This window comes from Brenneria rubrifaciens, assembly GCF_005484945.1.
Lineage (GTDB): Bacteria > Pseudomonadota > Gammaproteobacteria > Enterobacterales > Enterobacteriaceae > Brenneria > Brenneria rubrifaciens.
The window spans coordinates 3,004,367-3,024,802 of sequence record NZ_CP034035.1 but is presented as its reverse complement, the minus strand read 5'-3'; the positions used below and the strand labels follow the sequence as shown (position 1 = coordinate 3,024,802).

Sequence of the window (20,436 nt, the reverse complement as noted above, 5' to 3'; positions counted from 1 at the left end):
GCTGATGACAACGGAGGAACCGCAATGTCACAAGATCCCTTTCTGGAACGAGAAGCAGAAAAATATCTATCCCCTATCCCAAGCCGTGAATTTATTCTGGCCCATATCGCCAAACGGGATACCCCGATTAGCCGCGAAGAGCTGGCCGCCGATTTGCAATTATCGGGTGAAGAGCCGTTGGAAGCGTTGCGCCGCCGTTTACGGGCGATGGAGCGCGACGGGCAATTGGTGTTTACCCGCCGCCAATGCTATGCGCTGCCGGAAAAGCTGGATCTGCTGCGTGGTACGGTAATCGGCCACCGTGACGGTTTTGGTTTCCTGCGCGTCGAAGGCCGCAAAGATGACCTGTATCTGTCCGCTGAGGAGATGAAACGCGCCATTCACGGCGACGTGGTGCTGGCCCAGCCATTGGCCGCCGACCGTAAAGGCCGCCGTGAGGGGCGTATTGTGCGCGTCCTTGAACCGCGCACCGGGCAGATTGTCGGACGTTATTTTGTTGATGCCGGGGTGGGCTTTGTCGTCCCGGACGATAGCCGGTTGAGTTTCGATATTCTGATCCCGAAAGAAGCGATCAACGGCGCCCGCATGGGCTTCGTGGTTGTCGTGGAACTGACTCAGCGCGCCACCCGCCGAACTAAAGCGGTCGGGAAAATTGTCGAAATCCTCGGCGATAATATGGGCACCGGGCTGGCGGTCGATATCGCGCTGCGCACGCACGATATTCCGCATAGCTGGCCGCCGAAAGTGGAAGAGCAGGTTAAAGATCTCGCCGAAAGCGTACCGGAGAGCGCGAAAAAAGGCCGGGTGGATTTACGCAAGCTGCCGCTGGTGACCATTGACGGTGAAGACGCCCGCGATTTTGACGATGCGGTTTATTGCGAGAAGAAACGCGGCGGCGGCTGGCGGCTGTGGGTGGCGATAGCGGATGTCAGCTACTATGTGCGTCCGAATACGCCGCTGGATCAGGAAGCGCGGGCGCGCGGAACCTCGGTCTACTTCCCGTCGCAGGTTGTACCGATGCTGCCTGAAGTGCTGTCCAACGGCCTTTGTTCGCTCAACCCGCAGGTGGATCGCCTGTGTATGGTCTGCGAGATGACCGTATCGGCGCAGGGTAAATTGACGTCCTACAAGTTCTACGAAGCGGTGATGAGTTCGCACGCCCGTCTGACCTACACTAAAGTGTGGCATATTCTTCAGGGCGACGCGGAACTGCGCCAGCACTATCAGCCGCTGGTGGGCGGACTGGAAGAATTGCATAAGATGTACAAAGTGCTGGAGCAAGCCCGTGAAGTGCGGGGCGGCATCGCGTTTGAAACGGAAGAAGCGAAGTTTATTTTCAACGCCGAGCGTCGGATTGAACGGGTTGAGTCGGTGGTGCGCAACGATGCGCACAAACTGATTGAAGAGTGCATGATTCTGGCGAATATCTCCGCGGCGAGATTCGTGGAGAAAAATGAAGAGCCCGCCCTGTTTCGCGTTCACGATCAGCCGAGTGAAGACCATGTGCTGGCATTGCGCAGCGTGCTGGGTGAACTGGGCCTCTCGCTGAAAGGCGGCATGAAGCCGCAACCGAAAGACTATGCCGAACTGATGACGGAAATCGCCGAGCGCCCCGACCACGGAATGCTGCAAACCATGCTGCTGCGTTCCATGAAACAGGCGGTTTACGATCCCGAAAACCGGGGGCATTTCGGGCTGGCGTTAACCTCTTACGGGCATTTTACCTCGCCTATCCGCCGCTATCCCGATTTATCGTTGCACCGTGCCATCAAATATTTGCTGAGCGACCGTAAATCGCGCTCAACCCCGACCGGCGGCTGGCACAGCGAGATGAATGAAATGCTGCAACTGGGCATGCATTGTTCAATGACCGAACGCCGGGCCGATGAAGCGACGCGTGACGTGGCGGACTGGCTGAAGTGCGATTTCATGCAGGATCACGTCGGTGAAGTGTTTACCGGGATTATCGCCAGCGTCACCGGTTTTGGTTTCTTTGTCCGCCTGAACGATCTGTTTATCGATGGGCTGGTACACGTTTCCACGTTGGATAATGACTACTATCGTTACGATAATATCGGCCAGCGTTTGATCGGCGAATCTCGCGGTCAGGTTTACCGTTTGGGCGATGAAGTGGAAATTCGCGTTGAGGCGGTCCATATGGATGAGCGCAACATTGATTTCGCGCTGGTATCAAGCGCGCGTAAACCGCGGGGCGAAGGTAAAACGGCACGCGACAGAGCGAAAAAACCGGATAGCCGGGAGGCGAAACCGAGCCGCCGCCGTAATGCCGCGCGTTCGCCGGCCAATTTTGAGCCTGACGCGGCTTTCCGCAACGACGGCGAACGCAAGGTCAAACCGGAAAAGGCGAAGCCTAAAAAGAATGTGGATAAGGCGAAAAAGAACGCTGAGAAAACGCGTAAGATTGCCGCGGCCGCCAAAGCCAAACGCGCCAGAAAAAAATCTGCGGAGTAATAAGTCACTGCCTGATAACGGCGTCGTCAGGCTATGAAATTGTTATGGTATCTGAATTCCTAAAGGAACGGCGCGGCGGGTCCGTGCCCGTTCATGATTAATCTGAAGAGTGTCAATGAGCGAAGTTATTTACGGTATTCATGCGGTTAACGCATTACTGGCGCGAGATCCCCAGCGCTTTCAGGAAGTCTTTATTCTCAAGGGGCGCGACGATCGTCGCCTTCAGCCGGTCATTGCCGAACTGGAAGCTCAGGGGATTGTGATCCAGGTGGCTAACCGCCAGTGGCTGGATAGCCAGGTTGGAGGGGCGGTGCATCAGGGGATTGTCGCTAAAGTCAAAGAAGGGCGTAAGTATCAGGAAAATGACCTGCCGGCGCTGTTGGAAAAGCTGGATACCCCTTTTTTACTGGTGTTGGACGGCGTTACCGACCCGCATAATCTTGGCGCCTGCCTGCGTAACGCTGACGCGGCAGGCGTGCATGCGGTGATTGTGCCGCGCGATCGCTCGGCGCAGATGAACGCGACGGTGAAGAAGGTGGCCTGTGGCGCGGCGGAGAGCGTGCCGTTGATCAGCGTGACGAATTTGGCCCGTACCATGCGGCTGTTGCAGGAACACCATATCTGGATCGTCGGGACGGCGGGCGAAGCCGATCACACGCTATATCAAAGCAAGCTGACGGGACCGCTGGCGCTGGTGATGGGGGCTGAAGGCGAAGGTATGCGCCGTCTGACGCGCGAGCACTGCGATGAGCTTATCGGTATTCCGATGGCGGGCAGCGTGTCGTCATTGAACGTATCGGTGGCCACGGGCGTGTGCCTGTTTGAAGCGGTGCGTCAACGCGGCTAACGGTGACTCGCGCCGGGCTGCGCCGCGATATCTCAGCCATAAGCGTCATCGCGATATTCAGAACAACCACAACTCACAGGAATTTTCGGTATGACATTTGTTAGCGCTTTACTGGCGTTTGTTTCTTACTTCTCCATTGGATTTGTCATGATTCTGGCATTCCTGTTTATTTATACCCGCATCACGCCCCATGATGAGTGGACGCTGATTAAAGCGAATAATAGTGCGGCGGCGGTGGGGTTTGCGGGGGCGCTGATAGGCTACGTGATCCCGCTGGCGAGTGCGGCGGTCAATTCGGTAAGCCTGATCGATTACATCACCTGGGGAGCCGTGGCGCTGGTGATCCAACTGTTGGTGTATGGTGCGGTGCGGCTATACATGCCGGGGATCAGCCAGCATATCCGCGATAACGATGTGGCGACCGGAGTATTTCTGTGCGCGGCCTCTTTGAGCGGCGGTATCCTCAATGCGGCGTGTATGTCCTATTGAGGCGCGCGCCGGTCGGACATAACGGCGTGAACAGGGAGGCGATAACATCACGGTTATTGCCCTCTGGCTAATATCAGCGATACAACACGGCACGGGAGAACCAGGTGCCGGGAAGCGTTGTTTTTTCAGATTTCATCACGATGGTGTAGTAACGGGCGCCTTTTTCATCCGCCTGACGCTGAATCGCCCGATCCGCATCATCCGGGCCGCCGCTTACGGTAACGGATACCGTCCCGATTTTTTTCAGCGTGGTGGTTTGTGCGTAGCCAATCAATTGAGCCTGTTCTGTCGGCGGCGGCAACGGCGCGTCGGAAAGCATGCCGCATGCGGTAACCGATAGCGAGAAAGTTACCGCGGGTAAAGCTCTCAGCATGGTGCCGCTCCATAACGTGTGTCAGCCTGGTGAGTGTAGCGTGCTTTATACGCCGAGGGTAGGCGGGCGTTCCGTCAACGGCAGTATTCGCGCGTTTTGCAGAACGCCGCATTGCAATATTTGAGCTAATCATTGCGCGTTTGTGTTTAAAAAGAACGCATTTTTGATGCTATGGTGTTTGTGATGGTGGCTGATGTTCAAAAATATGAGATGACGGGTAGGGAAACAGTACATGGTTGAAATTTCACTGGATACCGCTAACGGTATTGAGGTTTTGCATGCCGCTCCGGGGGGGGAACATGCTTTTCCCTTGCCGACCATTTTTTTCTTTCACGGTTATCACTCTTCAAAAGAGGTCTATTCCTATTTTGGCTATGCGTTGGCGAAAGCAGGGTTCCGGGTCGTTCTGCCGGATGCCTTGATGCACGGTGCGCGTTATGACGGTGATGAAGCCCATCGACTGCGCCATTTCTGGGATATCTTGCAGTCAAATATCAAGGAGCTCCCCGGCTATGTGGATGAATATCGGCAGCGCGGGCTGATTGCCGGAGATCGTATCGGCGTGTGCGGCGCTTCGCTGGGCGGTATGAGCGCACTGGGTTGTATGGCGCGTTACCCCTGGATCTCCGCCGTCGCCGCTTTTATGGGGTCGGGCTATTTTTCAACGCTGTCGCGTAAGCTGTACCCGCCGGTAACGGTTGGCGAGAAGGGGGCTGAGGAAGTCTTACGGCAGCTGTCGGCGACGCTTGCCGATTATGATGTCTCCACCCGGCTGGCGGCCTTGTCCGACCGGCCATTACTGGTGTGGCATGGCGAAATGGATGAGGTGGTGCCGGCAGAGGAAAGCGCGCGTCTCTATCGTGCGTTACACGCCAGCCAACAGGATAAGAAGCTGGTCTATCTGACCGAAGCGGGCGTCGGACACCGTATCACGCCTGTTGCTTTGCAGGCAGGGGCTGATTTTTTTCAGCGGCATTTATAGGGATGTGAAGAAGTAAAAAAAAGGTGAATCATATCTGAAAGCGATCATTGATATCATTCATTTTTATATTTTTATATTTGGTAGTTCATTTTTGGTGCAAGATTATATCTTGAAAAAATATGGCTCGTGAAGGAGTGATGAACAGGATAAATATATTTATATTTAACGGGTTAACGTTTAATTAAATATATTTTCCTGACGTGTTTTGGAGGGTTGATGGTTATTTCATACGAAAATTTTATAATTTTTAATTAGCGGTAAACATTACGCTTTTTAATATTTATCGTCAGCTTTACCGTACGCTTCTTGATATTTATCGTTAGCTTTTCCGCGAGAACCTGATACGTTCATCCCCCCGTTTGCGGCCGAATGCCTAAGATAATTGCAATCTTGCTATTGCTGCGGCTGGGCACTATACTTACGCGTCATTTTTTCAGCCGCACACATACACACGTTCCTTGCTTCCATGGGCCGCGGTTGACCCTGACAGGAGGCTGAATAATCCGTAAGGAGCAATTCGATGCGTCATTACGAAATCGTTTTTATGGTTCATCCTGACCAAAGCGAACAGGTTCCAGGTATGATCGAGCGCTACACGGGTGCTATCACCGGTGCGCAGGGCACGATCCACCGTCTGGAAGACTGGGGCCGCCGTCAACTGGCTTATCCGATTAACAAACTGCACAAAGCTCACTACGTTCTGCTGAACGTTGAAGCGCCGCAGGAAGTTATTGATGAGCTGGAAACAAACTTCCGCTTCAACGACGCCGTTATTCGCAGCATGGTTATGCGCGTTAAACACGCGGTAACTGAAGCATCTCCAATGGTTAAAGCGAAAGACGAACGCCGTGAGCGTCGTGAAGATTTCGCTGAAGCCGGCGATGATGTGGATGCAGGGGATTCTGAAGAGTAATTGTTGTGGTGACGACTAACCGTCTGGTGTTGTCCGGCAGCGTGTGCATGGCCCCCATTCGTAAAGTCAGTCCTTCGGGTATTTCGCACTGCCAGTTTGTGCTTGAGCACAGATCCGCGCAGGTGGAAGCCGGATTTAACCGGCAAGCATGGTGTCGTATGCCCGTGATTGTCAGTGGACCAACGTCACAAGCATTTACCCACAGTATAACGGTCGGCACGCAACTCATCGTGCACGGGTTTATTAGCTGTCATCAAGGACGCAATGGCCTGAGTAAGCTGGTGTTACATGCCGAGCAGATTGAATTGATAGATTCTGGAGACTAGCCAAATGGCACGTTATTTCCGTCGTCGCAAATTCTGCCGTTTCACCGCGGAAGGCGTTGTAGAGATCGACTATAAAGACATCGCTACGCTGAAAAATTACATCACTGAAAGCGGCAAGATTGTGCCGAGCCGTATTACCGGTACTCGTGCAAAATACCAGCGTCAGCTGGCCCGCGCTATCAAGCGTGCGCGTTACTTGTCTTTGTTGCCGTATACTGATCGTCATCAGTAATCGGCCACTGTCCATTAACGAGACTTTGAGAGGATAAAGTAATGCAAGTTATTCTGCTTGATAAAGTAGCAAACCTGGGCAGCCTGGGCGACCAGGTCAGCGTTAAAGCGGGCTATGCCCGTAACTTCCTGGTTCCGCAGGGTAAAGCTGTGCCGGCAACCAAGAAAAACGTTGAGTTTTTTGAAGCACGCCGTGCTGAACTGGAAGCTAAACTGGCTGACGTTCTGGCTGCTGCTGAAGCTCGCGCTGCCAAGATCAAAGAACTGGGTAACGTTACTATCACGTCTAAAGCAGGCGATGAAGGTAAACTGTTCGGTTCCATCGGTACTCGCGATATCGCTGATGCGGTAACTGCGGCCGGTGTTGACATTGCGAAGAGCGAAGTTCGTTTACCGAACGGCGTTTTGCGTACCCTGGGCGAGCACGAAGTGAGCTTCCAGGTACACAGCGATGTTTTTGCTACGCTGAATGTTATTGTCGTTGCTGAAGCGTAATTAACGTTTTTTGCTAACGCGTAAAACGCTGGCCTTGTGCCAGCGTTTTACATTTCTGAAGAAGTAAAATCTGGTGAGATGAAATCGGCGCCGCGGTTTTTCTCGCGTTGAATAAGCGTTAGCGCGTACGCGTAAATGCGCCATCAGCGTTACGGGTGAATCTAACGGGCTGATTATCCGTGGTCGTGGTTTCCAGTACCGTAATTATCCCTTGCGCATTTATCTGCAATTTAACTTCCTGTCCCGCCCGCAAGTTACTGAGCGGTTGGTCCTGACCTTCCACCCTCGCCATCGCGAAAACATCGCCAACGGGCAGGTTGTTATCACGAAACAACTGTGCCAGTGTCTGGCCGGAAGCGATTTGATAGCTGCGCCAATTTGTTTCCGTACTTGGCGGCGAAGGCGGTGAAGAGGGTTGTTCTTTCACCGGCCGGTTTTCAATGAGTTCGGCCTGAACGGGCGCACGGTTGTCGGCTTGCTTAACCGGTGCGGTCATTGACCGGGGCGTTGGTGTTTGCGGTGGGCTATAAGGCCACAGTAATGTCGCCAGCACGATAACGACAACCACCAAAATCCAGCGGCGGTGGAAGGCGGGGAGGGGAGCCAACCAACTGTAGCCATCGGGCAGGTGCCAGATTTTTTTCAATGACGCCTTAATCCGCTGGCCTGATGATGCCACCGATAACGTCGGATGCTCTTGAGCATCCCCGCCGGCACGCTCCGGGCCGCGACGGATTAAACGCCGGCAAAAGCGTAACAGCGCTTGGTGATCCCAGGTGGTTTTTCGCTTCCTGGGCGCAATTCTGCCCATGGTGACCTCTCTTGCAACGGTATAAGGATAAAAACACGATTGAGTATATCGGTAACCAATGCATGATGACCAGTTAACGCTTTGATGATTAAGGTAACGGCGGCTTGTCTCCCTCTGAATTAATAGTATAGGCCAGCCTGCCGCGATTATTTCGCCTATTGGCGGGTTGCGTCTTTATCCGCACACAGATTTTACCCCAATCTCCTGCACTGTTATGCTGCGCTTTCGGTTTTTTACAGATTAAAAGGAACATCCATGACAACCCCTTCTTTTGAAAGCGTCGAAGCGCAGGCAAGTTACGGCATCGGCTTACAGGTCGGTCAACAACTGCAAGAGTCAGGTCTTGAAGGTCTGCTACCGGAAGCCCTGGTCGCAGGTTTGCGTGATGCTTTGGAGGGTAATGTGCCGGCAGTCCCTGTGGATGTGGTTCACCGGGCTTTGCGTGAGGTGCACGAGCGTGCGGATTCAGTACGTCGTGAACGTCAGCAGGCGCTGGCGGTTGAAGGGCAGCAGTTTCTGGCTGAGAATGTCCGTAAAGAGGGCGTAAGCAGCACAGAGTCGGGTTTGCAGTTCCGCGTATTAACTCAAGGCGAAGGGGAAATTCCTGGGCGCCAGGATCGGGTTCGCGTTCACTATACCGGCCGTCTGATTGATGGCAGCGTGTTTGACAGCTCCGTTCAACGCGGTCAGCCAGCCGAGTTCCCGGTCAGCGGCGTGATCCCAGGCTGGATTGAAGCGTTAACGCTGATGCCGGTCGGCTCCAAATGGGAGCTGTTTATCCCTCATCATTTGGCTTATGGTGAACGTGGGGCGGGCGCGTCTATCCCGCCATTCAGCGCATTGGTTTTTGAAGTTGAACTGCTGGAGATTCTGTAAATCTCATTGTGGTAAAAGGCGCAGGCGCTCATTTGAGCGCCTGTGGTTAATATCCCGCGTTATGTTTCTCAAGCGATTGAGTAAGGGATCGCAGTAAATCCGGTATAGCCATTTTAGTTAAAACCACCTCGATCAAAGAAAAGCGACGGTCTTTCTCGTCCAGAGCCTGAACCAACTGGTTTGGCGTACAGGTTTTCCGGGTAAGTATTTTGTCATTTTACCCGATCAATTTCAGTTGTGGCATGGTTGATAGTCAAACTGGCGTAGGCGGCGGTGACGTCCGTTGCCATGCGCAGAAAGTGACTAAAATCGCCATCGCCCAGCATGGGGTGAAGTCATTCTCCTTTACTATTGGGGTAACAGTTTGGGCGCTACCACGATGTGAATAACGCAGACGTTTTCTGCATAGCCGCCGGCAATCCCATTGATGGCACTGAGCTCACCGGCGCCAAAAGCAGTAGGCAGTGCTCCCGCGGGTTTGCAACGCGCATAGCCATCGGCAGCATAAGCGGCATTGAGTTCATTGGCACAACTAACTCTGGGGATGTTGGGGTGGCCGATAACATGATCAAGAAATCGCAGGTTGTAATCACCCGGAACACCGAAAATATGCCGGATGTCCGTTTGTGCAATAATTGCCGAGAGTATAATTTTCGTTCATCGCTGCGTATTCGCCTTAGTCGTCGCATCCCTATGGAAAAAGTATTCAGCCATAACTCAAACTCTCCTAATATTTTTATTCATGTTATACAAATACGTTGATAAATATTTCCATTTTTATAAATGGTTTGATTGTTATCGTTAATCATTTCAAGGCTGGTTTATTAAACGCGGGCTCTTCGTAGATAACCGCGGGGGTAAAAGGAGAGTGTCAGCGAATCGTTAAGAACCGTAAAACCAGGAAAATGGGATGCTGTCTGATAGTGGAGGTGAATGATTTTCCGTATACCTTTGCCAATCCGCAGTAGCGGCAAGGTAAGGAGTTATCCTATGTTTAAGCCAATATTAGCCAGTACCCTGTTGGTTGGGATGTTCGCCATGACGCCAGCGGCAGAAGCGGCCAGCGTCAGTATTGATATTATGCCCGGTGTGACGCTGAATATAGGCGATCGCGATCGACGCGGTAATTACTGGGACGGTTATGATTGGCGAAGTGAACGCTGGTGGCGTGAGCACCGCGGCTATTACCGAGGGGAACGTAACCGACATGGTTACTATTGGGACGGTTGGCGCTGGCGCGACGTGAGCTGGTGGCGCGAACAGCAGCGTGGTCCCAGAGATTTTGATAACCGCCGTTTTGACGATCATCGTTTTAGCGGTCCAAATCGCATTGATGATCGCGGCCCGCGTCGGGAATTTCGGGACTATCGGCAGGCTCGGGGGCCGGATCGAGGTGGGCGACGCCATGATCGTGGTGACAGAGATGCCTTCCGTCATTAAAAAAAAGACATGAAAGCCACGCCTTTGCGCCTAGCTTTCATGTCTTTGATGCAGGCTGCGAGTAAAGCGCCGCTTTTATCCAGTAATGTAAAAACACATATTATTTTCCCGCTACCCTGCCATGCGCCAGCGGATGCATAATGACATAATCCCTTTGCATATTGTCAGGAAGTGAATCTGTCCGTAAAGGCTAATTATCCGGGATATATCGCATATCATTACCCATTCAGTAGGGGAGATAATCACGGCCAGTTGTGAGGGTGTCCTAGAATAACGACCATAATCGTAGACCACTTCACCGTTGTATAATGAATAACAAGAAAGCCCGGGTGACAGGTGTATCCGTCGCTCGGTATACAACCCGTAACGATGAGGTAGAAAATGCTAGAACATATTTGCCGACTGGCCCGCGATGCAGGCGCCGCTATTATGCAGGTTTATGAGGGGCACCGACCCACCGAAGTCGCGCATAAAAAGGATGATTCGCCTGTAACGGCGGCCGATTTGGTTGCGCATCAGGTTATCCGGGAAGGGTTGGCGGCGGCATTTCCTGATGTTCCGTTATTGTCGGAAGAAGATCCGCCACAGTGGTCGGAACGTCAGCATTGGCAGCGTTACTGGCTGGTTGATCCGCTGGATGGCACCAAAGAGTTCCTCAGCCGCAACGGTGAATTTACGGTAAATATTGCCTTGATCGAAAATGGGCAGGCGGTGCTGGGGGTGGTGTATGTCCCGGTAACCGGCGTGATGTATGCCGCGGCAGACGGAAAAGCCTGGAAACAAGAGAAGGGCGAACGCCATCAGATCCAGGTACGGGACGCGCGTCCGCCGCTGGTTGTGGTCAGCCGCTCCCATGCGGATCAGGAACTGAAAGATTACCTCAGCCAGTTGGGGGAGCATCAGACCGTTGCGATCGGTTCGTCGTTGAAATTCTGTCTGGTGGCGGAAGGAAAGGCTCAGCTTTATCCACGCTTCGGGCCGACCAATATTTGGGATACGGCCGCCGGTCATGCGGTTGCGGAGGCGGCCGGGGCGCAGGTTCATGACTGGCAGGGTAAACCCTTGTCTTATGCGCCCCGTGAGTCATTCCTGAACCCCGGCTTTCGCGTTTCGCTGTTCTGAACAACGCGATTTTTCATCAGCAACTGTTGCAGCAGAGATATTGCCTGCTGCTTCTCCTGTCCATTCAGCGTTCCGTCTGCGACAACACTCACCTTGCTCTGCTCGTTTATCCTGTATGACGACTGTCGTTGTTTGGTCATAATCGAATGGTAGATTGACGGGCTTAAGCGCGGTCTAGTGACGCCAGCGAGCAGGCTGGTTCTTGGCTTGCGGCAGTGTACAACCCCTCATGGTTTGAATATTTACACTGATATAAGGGAAATTAGTTAAAAATTACTCTGTAAAAATGTGTAAAAGCAGTTAGGAATACTAAGTGGTGTGGAACTAAACCCTGTTTTTTATCCCTAACTACAGTATCCGTTATCTCAATTAGCGCTCAGCGTCCTGAGTCATATTGGCAGCAGGACGAGCGTAGAAAAAAACGGGAGGAGAGTAACAAAAATGAAGATCTTCGAACGTTACAACCCGATGAAAGTCGCCAAGTATGTGAAAATCTTGTTTCGCGGGCGGTTGTATATCAAAGGCGTTGGCGCTTTTGAGTTCGACTACGGTAAGATTTTACTGCCGAAAAAACAGGATAAACAGCATTTGCTGGTCATGTCTGAAGTCAACCGCCAGGTCGTCAGATTACAGGCCGAAATGGGATAACTGACGCAGACATTCAGCAGGTTGCAGACAAATGTTTCAAGGTTATTGGCACATACCCGCTTATCAGGCGGGTATTTTTTTACCTGTGCGGAGGCGGCAAGCGGCCCTGGTGGGACTATCGCCCGTCTTCCTTCGTTTCTTCGGTTTTCACCGTGCCTGGTCGTTCTTCCAGACGGGTGACCAGCAACTGATCGATCTTATAGCTATCGATATCCACCACTTCAAATTTAAAACCGGAGAAGCGGACAAAATCCGTGCGTTTCGGGATCTTACGCAGCGTATACATCATGAAGCCGCCGATAGTTTCATAGTTGCCCGAATGAGGGAAGTCATCAATATTTAGAGCGCGCATCACATCTTCTATCGGCGTGCCGCCTTCGATTAACCAGGAGTTTTCGTCACGGGAAACGATCTGTTCTTCCTGCCCCTGGCCAACGAGATCCCCCATAAGCGTGGTCATGACGTCGTTCAGCGTAATAATCCCGACGACCAGCGCATATTCATTCAGAATGACGGCGAAATCTTCACCGGCGGTTTTGAAACTTTCCAACGCTTCAGAGAGTGTGAGCGTATCAGGCACAATCAGCGCCGGACGGATCTGCACACCGCTGTGCAACTCAAGGCTCTGGTTGCCCAGAACCCGGTTCAGCAGATCTTTCGAATCGACATAGCCAACAATCTGATCGATGTGGCCGTCACAAACCAGGAATTTCGAGTGCGGCTGTTCGGCAATCTTCTCTTTGATTTGATTTTCCGCTTCGTGTAAATCGAAGAAGACGACGCTTTCACGTGAGGTCATGGAAGAGGGAACCGTGCGTGATTCAAGCTCGAACACGTTTTCAATCAGCTCGTGTTCCTGTTTACGCAGCACGCCGGCCAGCGCGCCGGCTTCGACCACGGCGTAGATATCATCGGAGGTGATGTCGTCTTTTCGCACCATGGGTAATTTCAGTAAACGGAAGATCACGTTTGCCAGCCCGTTGAAAAACCATACCAGCGGGCGAAAGACAAACAGGCAGAAGCGCATTGGGTTGATAATACGGATAGCGACGGCTTCCGGTGCAATCATACCAATCCGTTTCGGGGTGAGATCGCCAAACAGTATAAACAGGCTGGTGACCAGTACGAACGAACAGATAAAACTGGCTTTGCCGGCTGTTTCCGGGGACATGAACTGCTCAAACAGAATGGCAAACGTCGGGGAGAATGCCGCGTCGCCAATGATACCGGCAAGAATGGCGACGGCATTGACGCCAATTTGAATAACGGTAAAGAAAATTCCCGGTGTTTCCTGAAACTTCAATACCAGGTCGGCGTTGAGGTTGCCCTCATCAGCCATCAATTTAAGTTTTACTTTGCGGGACGCAGCCAACGATATTTCAGACATTGAGAAAAAAGCGCTGACGGCAATAAGAAGAACGATCAGTAATAGACTGTTTAACATGTTTTTTTCGCATTTCCCTGAAAAGGAACAGGCGATCCTCAGATAAGATAAATCATCTCAAATAACGCACTAAAAGCCGTTAACAGGGCTGGAAGCCGGCCCGTATTGGATAAATAACGAACGCAGTATAACAGGAGCGGTGAAAGTACCGCCAGAGATCAGCGCTGAGGCGGCAGGCAGACCCCGATACCGCCCAATCCGCAATAGCCGCCGGGATTTTTGTGCAAATATTGCTGATGTTCGTCCTCGGCATAGTAGAAGGGGCCTACGGGTAAGATTTCAGTCGTGATGGTCCGGTTATCGCCGCTCGCTTTCATCGCCTGCTGAAATTGCTGATAGCTTTGCTGCGCAGCCTGTTCCTGCTCTGGCGTGAGAGGATAAATACCGGAACGATACTGGGTGCCGGTATCCCCGCCCTGACGCATGCCCTGCGCGGGATCGTGATTTTCCCAAAACAGCTTCAATAGTTGGGGATAGCTGATGACGGCCGGATCGAAAACCACCCGCACGGCTTCGGCATGATCGGTTTTTCCACTGCAAACTTCGCGATAGGTGGGATTAGGCGTGTAACCACCGGTATACCCTGCCGCGGTGCTGTAGACGCCCGCTTGCTGCCAGAACAAACGCTCGGCTCCCCAGAAACATCCCATTGCAAACAGGGCAACCTCCATATTATCCGGGACATGCGTCATTGAGTGTTCCTTTACCGCATGCAATCTGGCGACCGGCATGGGGGTTGTACGCCCAGGTAAGGCGTCGGCGGGGTTTATCCGCAACGTTTTATCGACATGAAATATCACTTTGTTAACTCCTGAAATAGCATTGGATATCATGGTTTCTGGCGAACAGGGCTGTTTAGAGCATAACTGAGAAGTTTCGCTCTGTCTTTATAACCTAATGTTGTTTACTGTTGAGATAATGTTTATCCATAATGCAGCATTTTGTTCCCGGCAGGTTTAAATTTATGTTTAAGGGAAAACATCAGCATTTCCTACTGACCTTTACCGGTCATACTGCCTTGACCACTGCCAAGCCGGGTTTTTTACCCCGCCAGTGCAATTGAATACTGTGATAAAACCGATGCTCAAGCGGCGATGTTATAAAAGTCATGCTATAGATTTGATGTGACAGATTATTGATGTGATTAGGGGTGTAGTGACCATTTTTACAGGACAAAATTACGGCCTTCTGGGCTCAGGTATGCCACGATATTCTCTCTTCCGCGTATTGTGCGCATTCGGTTTATTATGGGCATCGCTCTTTGCATCGGCGGCTTATGCCGCCAATGTCCGCTTACAGGTAACGGGGCTGGAAGGGGCGCTACAAAAAAACGTGCGGGCGCGCTTATCCACCATTGCTGCCGATGAAGTGAACGCCGATGGCCGCTTTCGCGCCAGGGTCGACGAGGCGATTCGTCAGGGGCTGCGGGCGCTGGGCTATTACGATCCACAGATTGCGTTTGAATTCCGTCCTGCGGTCAACGGCGGCCGGCCGGTTCTGATTGCCAGCGTGACGCCCGGCGAACCGGTCAACATCGCCGAAGTGAATGTGGTTTTACGCGGTGGCGCACGCGACGATAGCGATTATCAGCAACTGCTGCGGGACGATCGTCCGGCTATCGGTTCGGTGTTGAACCACGGCGACTATGATCGCTTTAAAAGCGGACTGAATAATCTCTCCCTGCGTAAAGGCTATTTTGATGCCCATTTCCAGCGCAGCCAACTGGGGATTATTCGCGAAGAGAAAAGGGCGTTCTGGGATATCGATTTTGATAGCGGCGAGCGTTACCGCTTTGGTGCGGTGACGTTCCAGGGCTCGCAAATCCGTGAAGATTATCTGCAAAATCTGGTGCCATTTCATACCGGCGACGTATACAGCAGTGAAGAACTGGGCGAATTAAACCGCCGCTTATCTGCGACGGGCTGGTTCAACTCTGTTGTGGTGTCGCCTGATTTTGAACAATCCAAAACCAACAAAGTTCTGCCGCTGGAAGCGGTTGTGACCCCACGAACCCGTAACCGGGTAGAAACCGGGGTCGGGTATGCGACGGATGTGGGGCCCCGCTTCAAAACAACCTGGAATAAACCCTGGCTCAATTCACGTGGCCATAGTCTTGAGAGCAGCCTGAGCGTTTCGGCGCCGGAGCAGTCCCTCGATCTGAGTTACAAAATTCCGCTATTGAAGAGTCCGTTGGAGCAGTATTACCTGTTGCAAGGGGGCTTTAAGCGGGAAGACCTCAATGATACGCAATCCGATTCAACCACGCTGAATGTGGCTCGCTACTGGGATCTGTCCAGCGGCTGGCAACGGGCGATCAACCTGCGTTGGAGCCTTGACCACTTTACGCAGGGGAGCGTGACGGACACGACCATGCTGATTTATCCCGGCGTCAGCATTAACCGTACCCGTCAGCGGGGGGGATTGATGCCGGTATGGGGCGATTCTCAGCGTTACTCAATCGATGTTTCTGACACCGCATGGGGATCGGATATTGATTTTGCGGTTTTTCAGGCACAAAACGTCTGGATCAGGACGCTGGCTGAAAAACACCGCTTCGTCGTCCGCGGCAATCTGGGGTGGATTGAAACCAACAGCTTCTCTCGCGTCCCCCCTTCTCTGCGCTTCTTCGCTGGTGGCGATCGTAGTATTCGCGGCTACAAGTACAAATCGATTTCACCGCGCGACAGCGACGACAAGCTGACCGGGGCGTCCAAGCTGGCGACCGGTTCGCTGGAGTATCAGTACAACGTCTCGGGAAAATGGTGGGGTGCGGTGTTCGTGGATTCCGGTGAAGCGGTGAATGACATCAGGCAAAGCGATTTTAAAACAGGCGCCGGCGTGGGTATTCGCTGGGCGTCGCCGATTGGCCCGGTGAAATTAGATATTGCCACGCCCGTTGGCGATCCTGAGAAAAACGGCGTGCAGTTCTATATCGCGTTGGGGCCTGAATTATGACAGACATGAAAGAGAATAAAACCTCGACTCAGGATGACGCTGCAACACAACAAGTCACTGCCAAGAAAAAGGGCAATTGGCTCAAAAAACTGGGCATTGGCATTGGCGCTTTCCTGCTGTTAATCCTGATCTCGGTGGGTTTACTGGTTGGGACGACCCCGGGTTTACATCTGCTGTTGAACAGTGCGGCCCGGTTTGTGCCGGGGCTGGATATTGCGCAGGTTAGCGGCGGTTGGCGTGATTTGACGCTCAGTCGGGTCAGTTATCAGATGCCGGGCGTGACGGTGAACGCGGGGGAATTCCATTTATCGCTGGCGCCGGGATGTTTGCGTAAAGCTCAGCTTTGCATAAATGACCTGTCGGCGACAGATGTCGATGTGGTGGTGGATACTACCGCGCTTCCTGCGACGGAGGAGCCTGCCGCGTCCAGCGAACCGCTGACGGAACTGTCGGCGCCATTTCCCCTCTTTCTGAGTCAACTGACGCTGGATAATGTAAAAGTTACCGTGGATGACACGGCTTTTTCGCTGGGATCGTTCCGCACCGGAATGCAGTGGGAAGGACGGGCGCTCACGCTGTTGCCAACCAGAATCAGCGCGCTGCTGGTCGCATTACCGAAAACGCCGGTGGATGTGCTGGAAAAGGGAAACGTGACGGCAACCGAACTGGCTACTGTGGTAAAGCAGACGGCCGCGACGGTACGCGAATCGGCTGAGAATGGCACGGCACAAACGATTCAGATTGATAAACCCCTCCCGTCTGCCCCTGTTCAGCCTAGCGCGAAGGCGGCCGCCGAATCCGCCAGTCAGGAACCGCCGGCACAACCGCTAGGCGAGCGTCTCACCGAACTGTTCTCCAAACCGCTGCTGCCGGATTTGCCGCAGTTCACGCTACCGTTGGATTTGACCATTTCAGAAATCCACGGAGAGCAACTGCGACTGACCGGGGATCAGGACATCCTGATTTCCGACCTGATGATTCAGGCTGCAACGAAAAATCAGCATCTGCGTGTGGATCGGCTGGTGGTTCAATCGCCACTGGGCGGACTTAATGTGCGGGGCGAGGCGACGCTTAGTGAAAATTGGCCGATAACACTGTCGGCAAACGGCGTCCTGAACGTTGATCCGCTGAAAGGTGAAAAGCTCAGGTTGACGGTGGACGGCGGATTACGCGAAAAGCTTAACGTGGCCCTGAATCTGTCTGGCCCGCAGCGTGCACAGCTAACGATGCAGACTGAACTGGCGGAAGCGGGATTGCCGCTGGCGCTAACGCTGGAAAGCAGGCAGGTGCGCTGGCCGCTGACGGGGCAAGCGCAATATCAGGCGAACGATTTGCATTTGCGGTTTAACGGTAAGGCGACGGACTATACGCTGTCGTTACGCAGCGACGTTCGCGCGACGGATCTGCCCCCGGCAACGCTGCTGCTGGACGGTAAAGGGAATGTGCAACAATTCGAACTGACCCGGCTGCGTATCGCGGCATTGCAGGGTAATGCCGATCTGAGCGCGCTGGTGGACTGGAGCAAAGCCATTAGCTGGCGCAGCGAACTGTTGATCAATGGCATCAACACGGCAAAGCAATGGCCTGAATGGCCGGCGAAAATCAATGGCAGGATCGCCACGCGCGGCAGCGTCTATGGCGGGAGCTGGCAGCTACAGGTGCCGGAGCTGCGTCTGGATGGCAATGTGAAGGAGAACAAGCTGACTGCCAGAGGCGAACTGCGGGGAAACGCGGCCGGCCAGTGGCGTATTCCGGGGCTGAATTTGGCGCTTGGAAATAACCAACTGAATATCAAAGGTGACTTGGGCGATAAGTGGCAATTGGACGCCAATATCAACGCGCCATCGTTGACCGGAACGCTGCCCGGCCTTGCCGGTCGTGCGCAGGGAACCCTGAAGCTGCGCGGCAGTCTGCGTGAGCCGCAGATTCTGGCGGATATCACCGCATCGGGGCTGCGCTGGCAAACAATGAGCATCAGCCAGATAATGGTCGATGGCGATATCCGTTCAGAGCGATTGTCTGCTGATTCATCGTCTTCAAAACAGCAGATTGCGGGCAAACTTGCTGTTCGCCTTGAACAACTGCGTCAGGATAGCCTGAGCATCGGCCTGCTGACGTTAAATGCCGAAGGCAGCGAGCAGCAGCATCAACTGCGTTTGAATCTTGAGGGGGAGCCGGTTTCGGGCCAATTGTCCCTGTCTGGCCGTTTCGATCGTCAGGCGCAGCGCTGGCGCGGTTCACTGAGTAATACCCGGTTTGATACCCCGGTTGGCGAATGGCGTCTCACACAGGCGATAGCGCTGGATTATCACCATGAACAGCAAAAAATCAGCATTGGCACGCACTGCTGGCGTAACCCGAATGCTGAACTCTGTGTGCCGAGAACCATTGAGGCTGGACCGAGCGGACAGGCCAGTATCCGCTTGAACCGCCTTGATTTGGCGATGATTAAGCCGTTTCTGAGTGCGGATACGACGCTGGCAGGCACATTTACCGGCAGCGCCGATATTAGCTGGCAGGCCGATCAAGCCTTGCCGCAGGCGAAAATCACGCTGGTGGGAAACAATGTGAATGTTCGTCAACAGGTGCAAGGGAACACGTTGCCTGTGGCGTTCGACACCTTTACGCTGAATGCCGGTATTGATCGCGGGCGCGCGCAGCTTGGCTGGCTGATGGCTATTCGGGACAACGGGCGTTTCAGTGGTGACGTACAGGTCACCGATCCGCAGGGAAGGCGTAATCTCGGCGGTACGATCGCCATTAATAATATCTCTCTGGCGCTGCTGAATCCGGCCTTGCGAACCGGGGAGAAAGCCTCGGGGTTGCTAAATGCCAGCCTGCGGCTGGCCGGAAATGCGGAGCGGCCGCAAATCTTTGGCCAGATGGTACTGGAGAGACTGGATATTGACGGCAGTTGGATGCCGATCGATCTCACCACGGGACGGCTGGCGTTGAGTTTCAGCGGCATGTCGTCCACTTTACAGGGGTTCCTGAAGACCGATCACGGCCAATTGAACCTGGGCGGGAACGCGGACTGGTCGCAGCCTGACGCCTGGCGCGCGCGCATTGCGGCAAAAGGCCAGCGGCTGCGGGTAACCGTGCCGCCGACTGCGCGTCTTGATGTTTCGCCGGATATCGTATTCGAGGCAACGCCGCAGTTGTTCGCCCTGAATGGTTCGGTCAGCATCCCCTGGGCGCGTATTGTGGTTAAGGATATGCCGGAAAGCGCGGTGGATGTTTCGTCAGATGAAGTGCTGCTCAATGCGCAACGTCAGCCGCTGGAGACAGTGTCCACGGCGATTCCCATTAACAGTAATCTGATCATTCGTGTCGGCAATGATGTACGGCTGGATGCCTTCGGGCTGGTGGCCCGTTTGCAAGGCGATCTGAAAATGGTTCAGGATGAACGGGGGCTGGGTCTGAACGGCCAGATAGATATCCCTTCCGGCCGCTTCAAGGCTTACGGGCAGGATCTGATTGTCCGTAAAGGTCAGATACTGTTCTCCGGCCCGCCGGATCAGCCCTTGCTAAACATTGAAGCTATCCGTAACCCTGACAATACTGAAAACGATGTGACGGCGGGCATTCGGATCACCGGCATGGCAAGCACGCCGAAACTCGACGTTTTCTCTGACCCGACAATGTCGCAGCAGGAGGCTTTGTCTTATTTGCTTCGCGGGCAAGGACTGGACAGCAGCGGCGCGGATAGTTCAGCCATGACATCCATGTTGGTGGGTTTAGGGGTTGCGCAAAGTGGTCAAGTTGTGGGTAAAATCGGCGAGGCCTTTGGCGTAAGTAATTTAGCTCTGGATACACAGGGCGTTGGCGATAATTCTCAGGTTGTTGTCAGCGGTTACGTTCTTCCTGGTCTGCAAGTCAAGTATGGCGTAGGTATCTTCGATTCTTTGGCGACGTTAACGTTGCGTTACCGATTGATGCCAAAGCTTTATTTGGAAGCGGTGTCTGGGATCGACCAGGCATTGGATGTGCTCTATCAGTTTGAGTTTTAGCG

General features: G+C 53.4%; 18 protein-coding genes and 1 pseudogene. 14 read left to right on the top strand and 5 right to left on the bottom strand.

The window, feature by feature from the left end; translation table 11 throughout:
- The first annotated feature begins 24 nt into the window (after positions 1-24).
- The 3 genes from rnr to EH207_RS13740 all read left to right on the top strand — a co-directional run bounded on the left by rnr (position 25) and on the right by EH207_RS13740 (position 3,808).
- The gene (gene rnr, locus EH207_RS13750) at positions 25-2,472 is read left to right on the top strand and encodes a ribonuclease R (protein WP_137714496.1); all 2,448 of its coding nucleotides are present in this window, start codon (positions 25-27) and stop codon (positions 2,470-2,472) included.
- A 115-nt stretch (positions 2,473-2,587) separates the two neighbouring features.
- On the top strand, positions 2,588-3,319 hold the full coding sequence (rlmB, locus tag EH207_RS13745; RefSeq protein ID WP_137714495.1) for a 23S rRNA (guanosine(2251)-2'-O)-methyltransferase RlmB: 732 nt from the start codon (positions 2,588-2,590) through the stop codon (positions 3,317-3,319).
- A 90-nt stretch (positions 3,320-3,409) separates the two neighbouring features.
- Entirely contained in the window at positions 3,410-3,808 is a 399-nt protein-coding gene (locus EH207_RS13740) for a DUF350 domain-containing protein (RefSeq protein WP_137714494.1), read from the top strand.
- 73 nt (positions 3,809-3,881) lie between these two features.
- Here EH207_RS13740 and bsmA read toward each other — a convergent pair whose 3' ends face one another.
- Positions 3,882-4,181 carry a biofilm peroxide resistance protein BsmA gene (gene bsmA, locus EH207_RS13735; RefSeq protein WP_137714493.1) on the bottom strand — a complete coding sequence of 100 codons (300 nt, stop codon included), beginning with the start codon at positions 4,179-4,181 and terminating at the stop codon, positions 3,882-3,884.
- A 232-nt stretch (positions 4,182-4,413) separates the two neighbouring features.
- Here bsmA and yjfP point away from each other — a divergent pair, with 232 nt between their 5' ends.
- The 5 genes from yjfP (at position 4,414) to rplI (ending at position 7,128) form a co-directional block, all read left to right on the top strand.
- A complete protein-coding gene (gene yjfP, locus EH207_RS13730) occupies positions 4,414-5,163 on the top strand; it encodes an esterase (RefSeq protein ID WP_137714492.1) in 750 nt (249 codons plus the stop codon).
- Positions 5,164-5,683: 520 nt separating this feature from the next.
- Positions 5,684-6,076 carry a 30S ribosomal protein S6 gene (gene rpsF / locus EH207_RS13725; RefSeq protein ID WP_137714491.1) on the top strand — a complete coding sequence of 131 codons (393 nt, stop codon included), beginning with the start codon at positions 5,684-5,686 and terminating at the stop codon, positions 6,074-6,076.
- Positions 6,077-6,123: 47 nt separating this feature from the next.
- Positions 6,124-6,402, top strand: a complete 279-nt coding sequence (priB, locus tag EH207_RS13720; protein WP_246048977.1) for a primosomal replication protein N — start codon at positions 6,124-6,126, stop codon at positions 6,400-6,402.
- A 4-nt stretch (positions 6,403-6,406) separates the two neighbouring features.
- Positions 6,407-6,634 (top strand): 30S ribosomal protein S18, encoded by a 228-nt coding sequence (rpsR, locus tag EH207_RS13715; RefSeq protein WP_005974788.1) that lies wholly within the window; start codon positions 6,407-6,409, stop codon positions 6,632-6,634.
- A gap of 41 nt (positions 6,635-6,675) precedes the next feature.
- Entirely contained in the window at positions 6,676-7,128 is a 453-nt protein-coding gene (gene rplI, locus EH207_RS13710; RefSeq protein WP_137714489.1) for a 50S ribosomal protein L9, read from the top strand.
- Positions 7,129-7,246: 118 nt separating this feature from the next.
- Here rplI and EH207_RS13705 read toward each other — a convergent pair whose 3' ends face one another.
- Entirely contained in the window at positions 7,247-7,939 is a 693-nt protein-coding gene (locus tag EH207_RS13705; protein ID WP_137714488.1) for a LysM-like peptidoglycan-binding domain-containing protein, read from the bottom strand.
- Positions 7,940-8,194: 255 nt separating this feature from the next.
- Here EH207_RS13705 and bamJ point away from each other — a divergent pair, with 255 nt between their 5' ends.
- Entirely contained in the window at positions 8,195-8,815 is a 621-nt protein-coding gene (gene bamJ, locus EH207_RS13700; RefSeq protein WP_137714487.1) for a BamJ family beta-barrel-assembly machinery protein, read from the top strand.
- Between the two features lie 218 nt (positions 8,816-9,033).
- On the opposite strand, the pseudogene EH207_RS13695 reads toward bamJ, so the two are convergent.
- A pseudogene (locus EH207_RS13695) lies at positions 9,034-9,466 on the bottom strand (thiamine pyrophosphate-binding protein); the annotation flags it as partial.
- Positions 9,467-9,805: 339 nt separating this feature from the next.
- Between EH207_RS13695 and EH207_RS13690 the strand changes: the two are divergent.
- From EH207_RS13690 to EH207_RS13680, 3 genes are all read left to right on the top strand, one after another.
- A complete protein-coding gene (locus EH207_RS13690) occupies positions 9,806-10,255 on the top strand; it encodes a DUF2502 domain-containing protein (protein ID WP_137714486.1) in 450 nt (149 codons plus the stop codon).
- A gap of 381 nt (positions 10,256-10,636) precedes the next feature.
- Positions 10,637-11,377 carry a 3'(2'),5'-bisphosphate nucleotidase CysQ gene (cysQ, locus tag EH207_RS13685; protein ID WP_137714485.1) on the top strand — a complete coding sequence of 247 codons (741 nt, stop codon included), beginning with the start codon at positions 10,637-10,639 and terminating at the stop codon, positions 11,375-11,377.
- Positions 11,378-11,818: 441 nt separating this feature from the next.
- On the top strand, positions 11,819-12,025 hold the full coding sequence (locus EH207_RS13680) for a DUF1107 domain-containing protein (RefSeq protein ID WP_137714484.1): 207 nt from the start codon (positions 11,819-11,821) through the stop codon (positions 12,023-12,025).
- A 115-nt stretch (positions 12,026-12,140) separates the two neighbouring features.
- On the opposite strand, the gene paeA is transcribed toward EH207_RS13680, so the two are convergent.
- Together paeA and msrA are read right to left on the bottom strand one after the other, a co-directional pair.
- Complete coding sequence (gene paeA, locus EH207_RS13675; protein WP_137714483.1) at positions 12,141-13,469, bottom strand: polyamine export protein PaeA; 1,329 nt, start codon at positions 13,467-13,469, stop codon at positions 12,141-12,143.
- A 158-nt stretch (positions 13,470-13,627) separates the two neighbouring features.
- On the bottom strand, positions 13,628-14,266 hold the full coding sequence (msrA, locus tag EH207_RS13670; protein WP_137715359.1) for a peptide-methionine (S)-S-oxide reductase MsrA: 639 nt from the start codon (positions 14,264-14,266) through the stop codon (positions 13,628-13,630).
- 403 nt (positions 14,267-14,669) lie between these two features.
- Here msrA and tamA point away from each other — a divergent pair, with 403 nt between their 5' ends.
- Together tamA and tamB are read left to right on the top strand one after the other, a co-directional pair.
- Positions 14,670-16,424, top strand: a complete 1,755-nt coding sequence (gene tamA, locus EH207_RS13665) for an autotransporter assembly complex protein TamA (RefSeq protein ID WP_137714482.1) — start codon at positions 14,670-14,672, stop codon at positions 16,422-16,424.
- Between the two features lie 5 nt (positions 16,425-16,429).
- Positions 16,430-20,434 carry an autotransporter assembly complex protein TamB gene (gene tamB, locus EH207_RS13660; RefSeq protein WP_246048976.1) on the top strand — a complete coding sequence of 1,335 codons (4,005 nt, stop codon included), beginning with the start codon at positions 16,430-16,432 and terminating at the stop codon, positions 20,432-20,434.
- Positions 20,435-20,436: the final 2 nt, after the last annotated feature.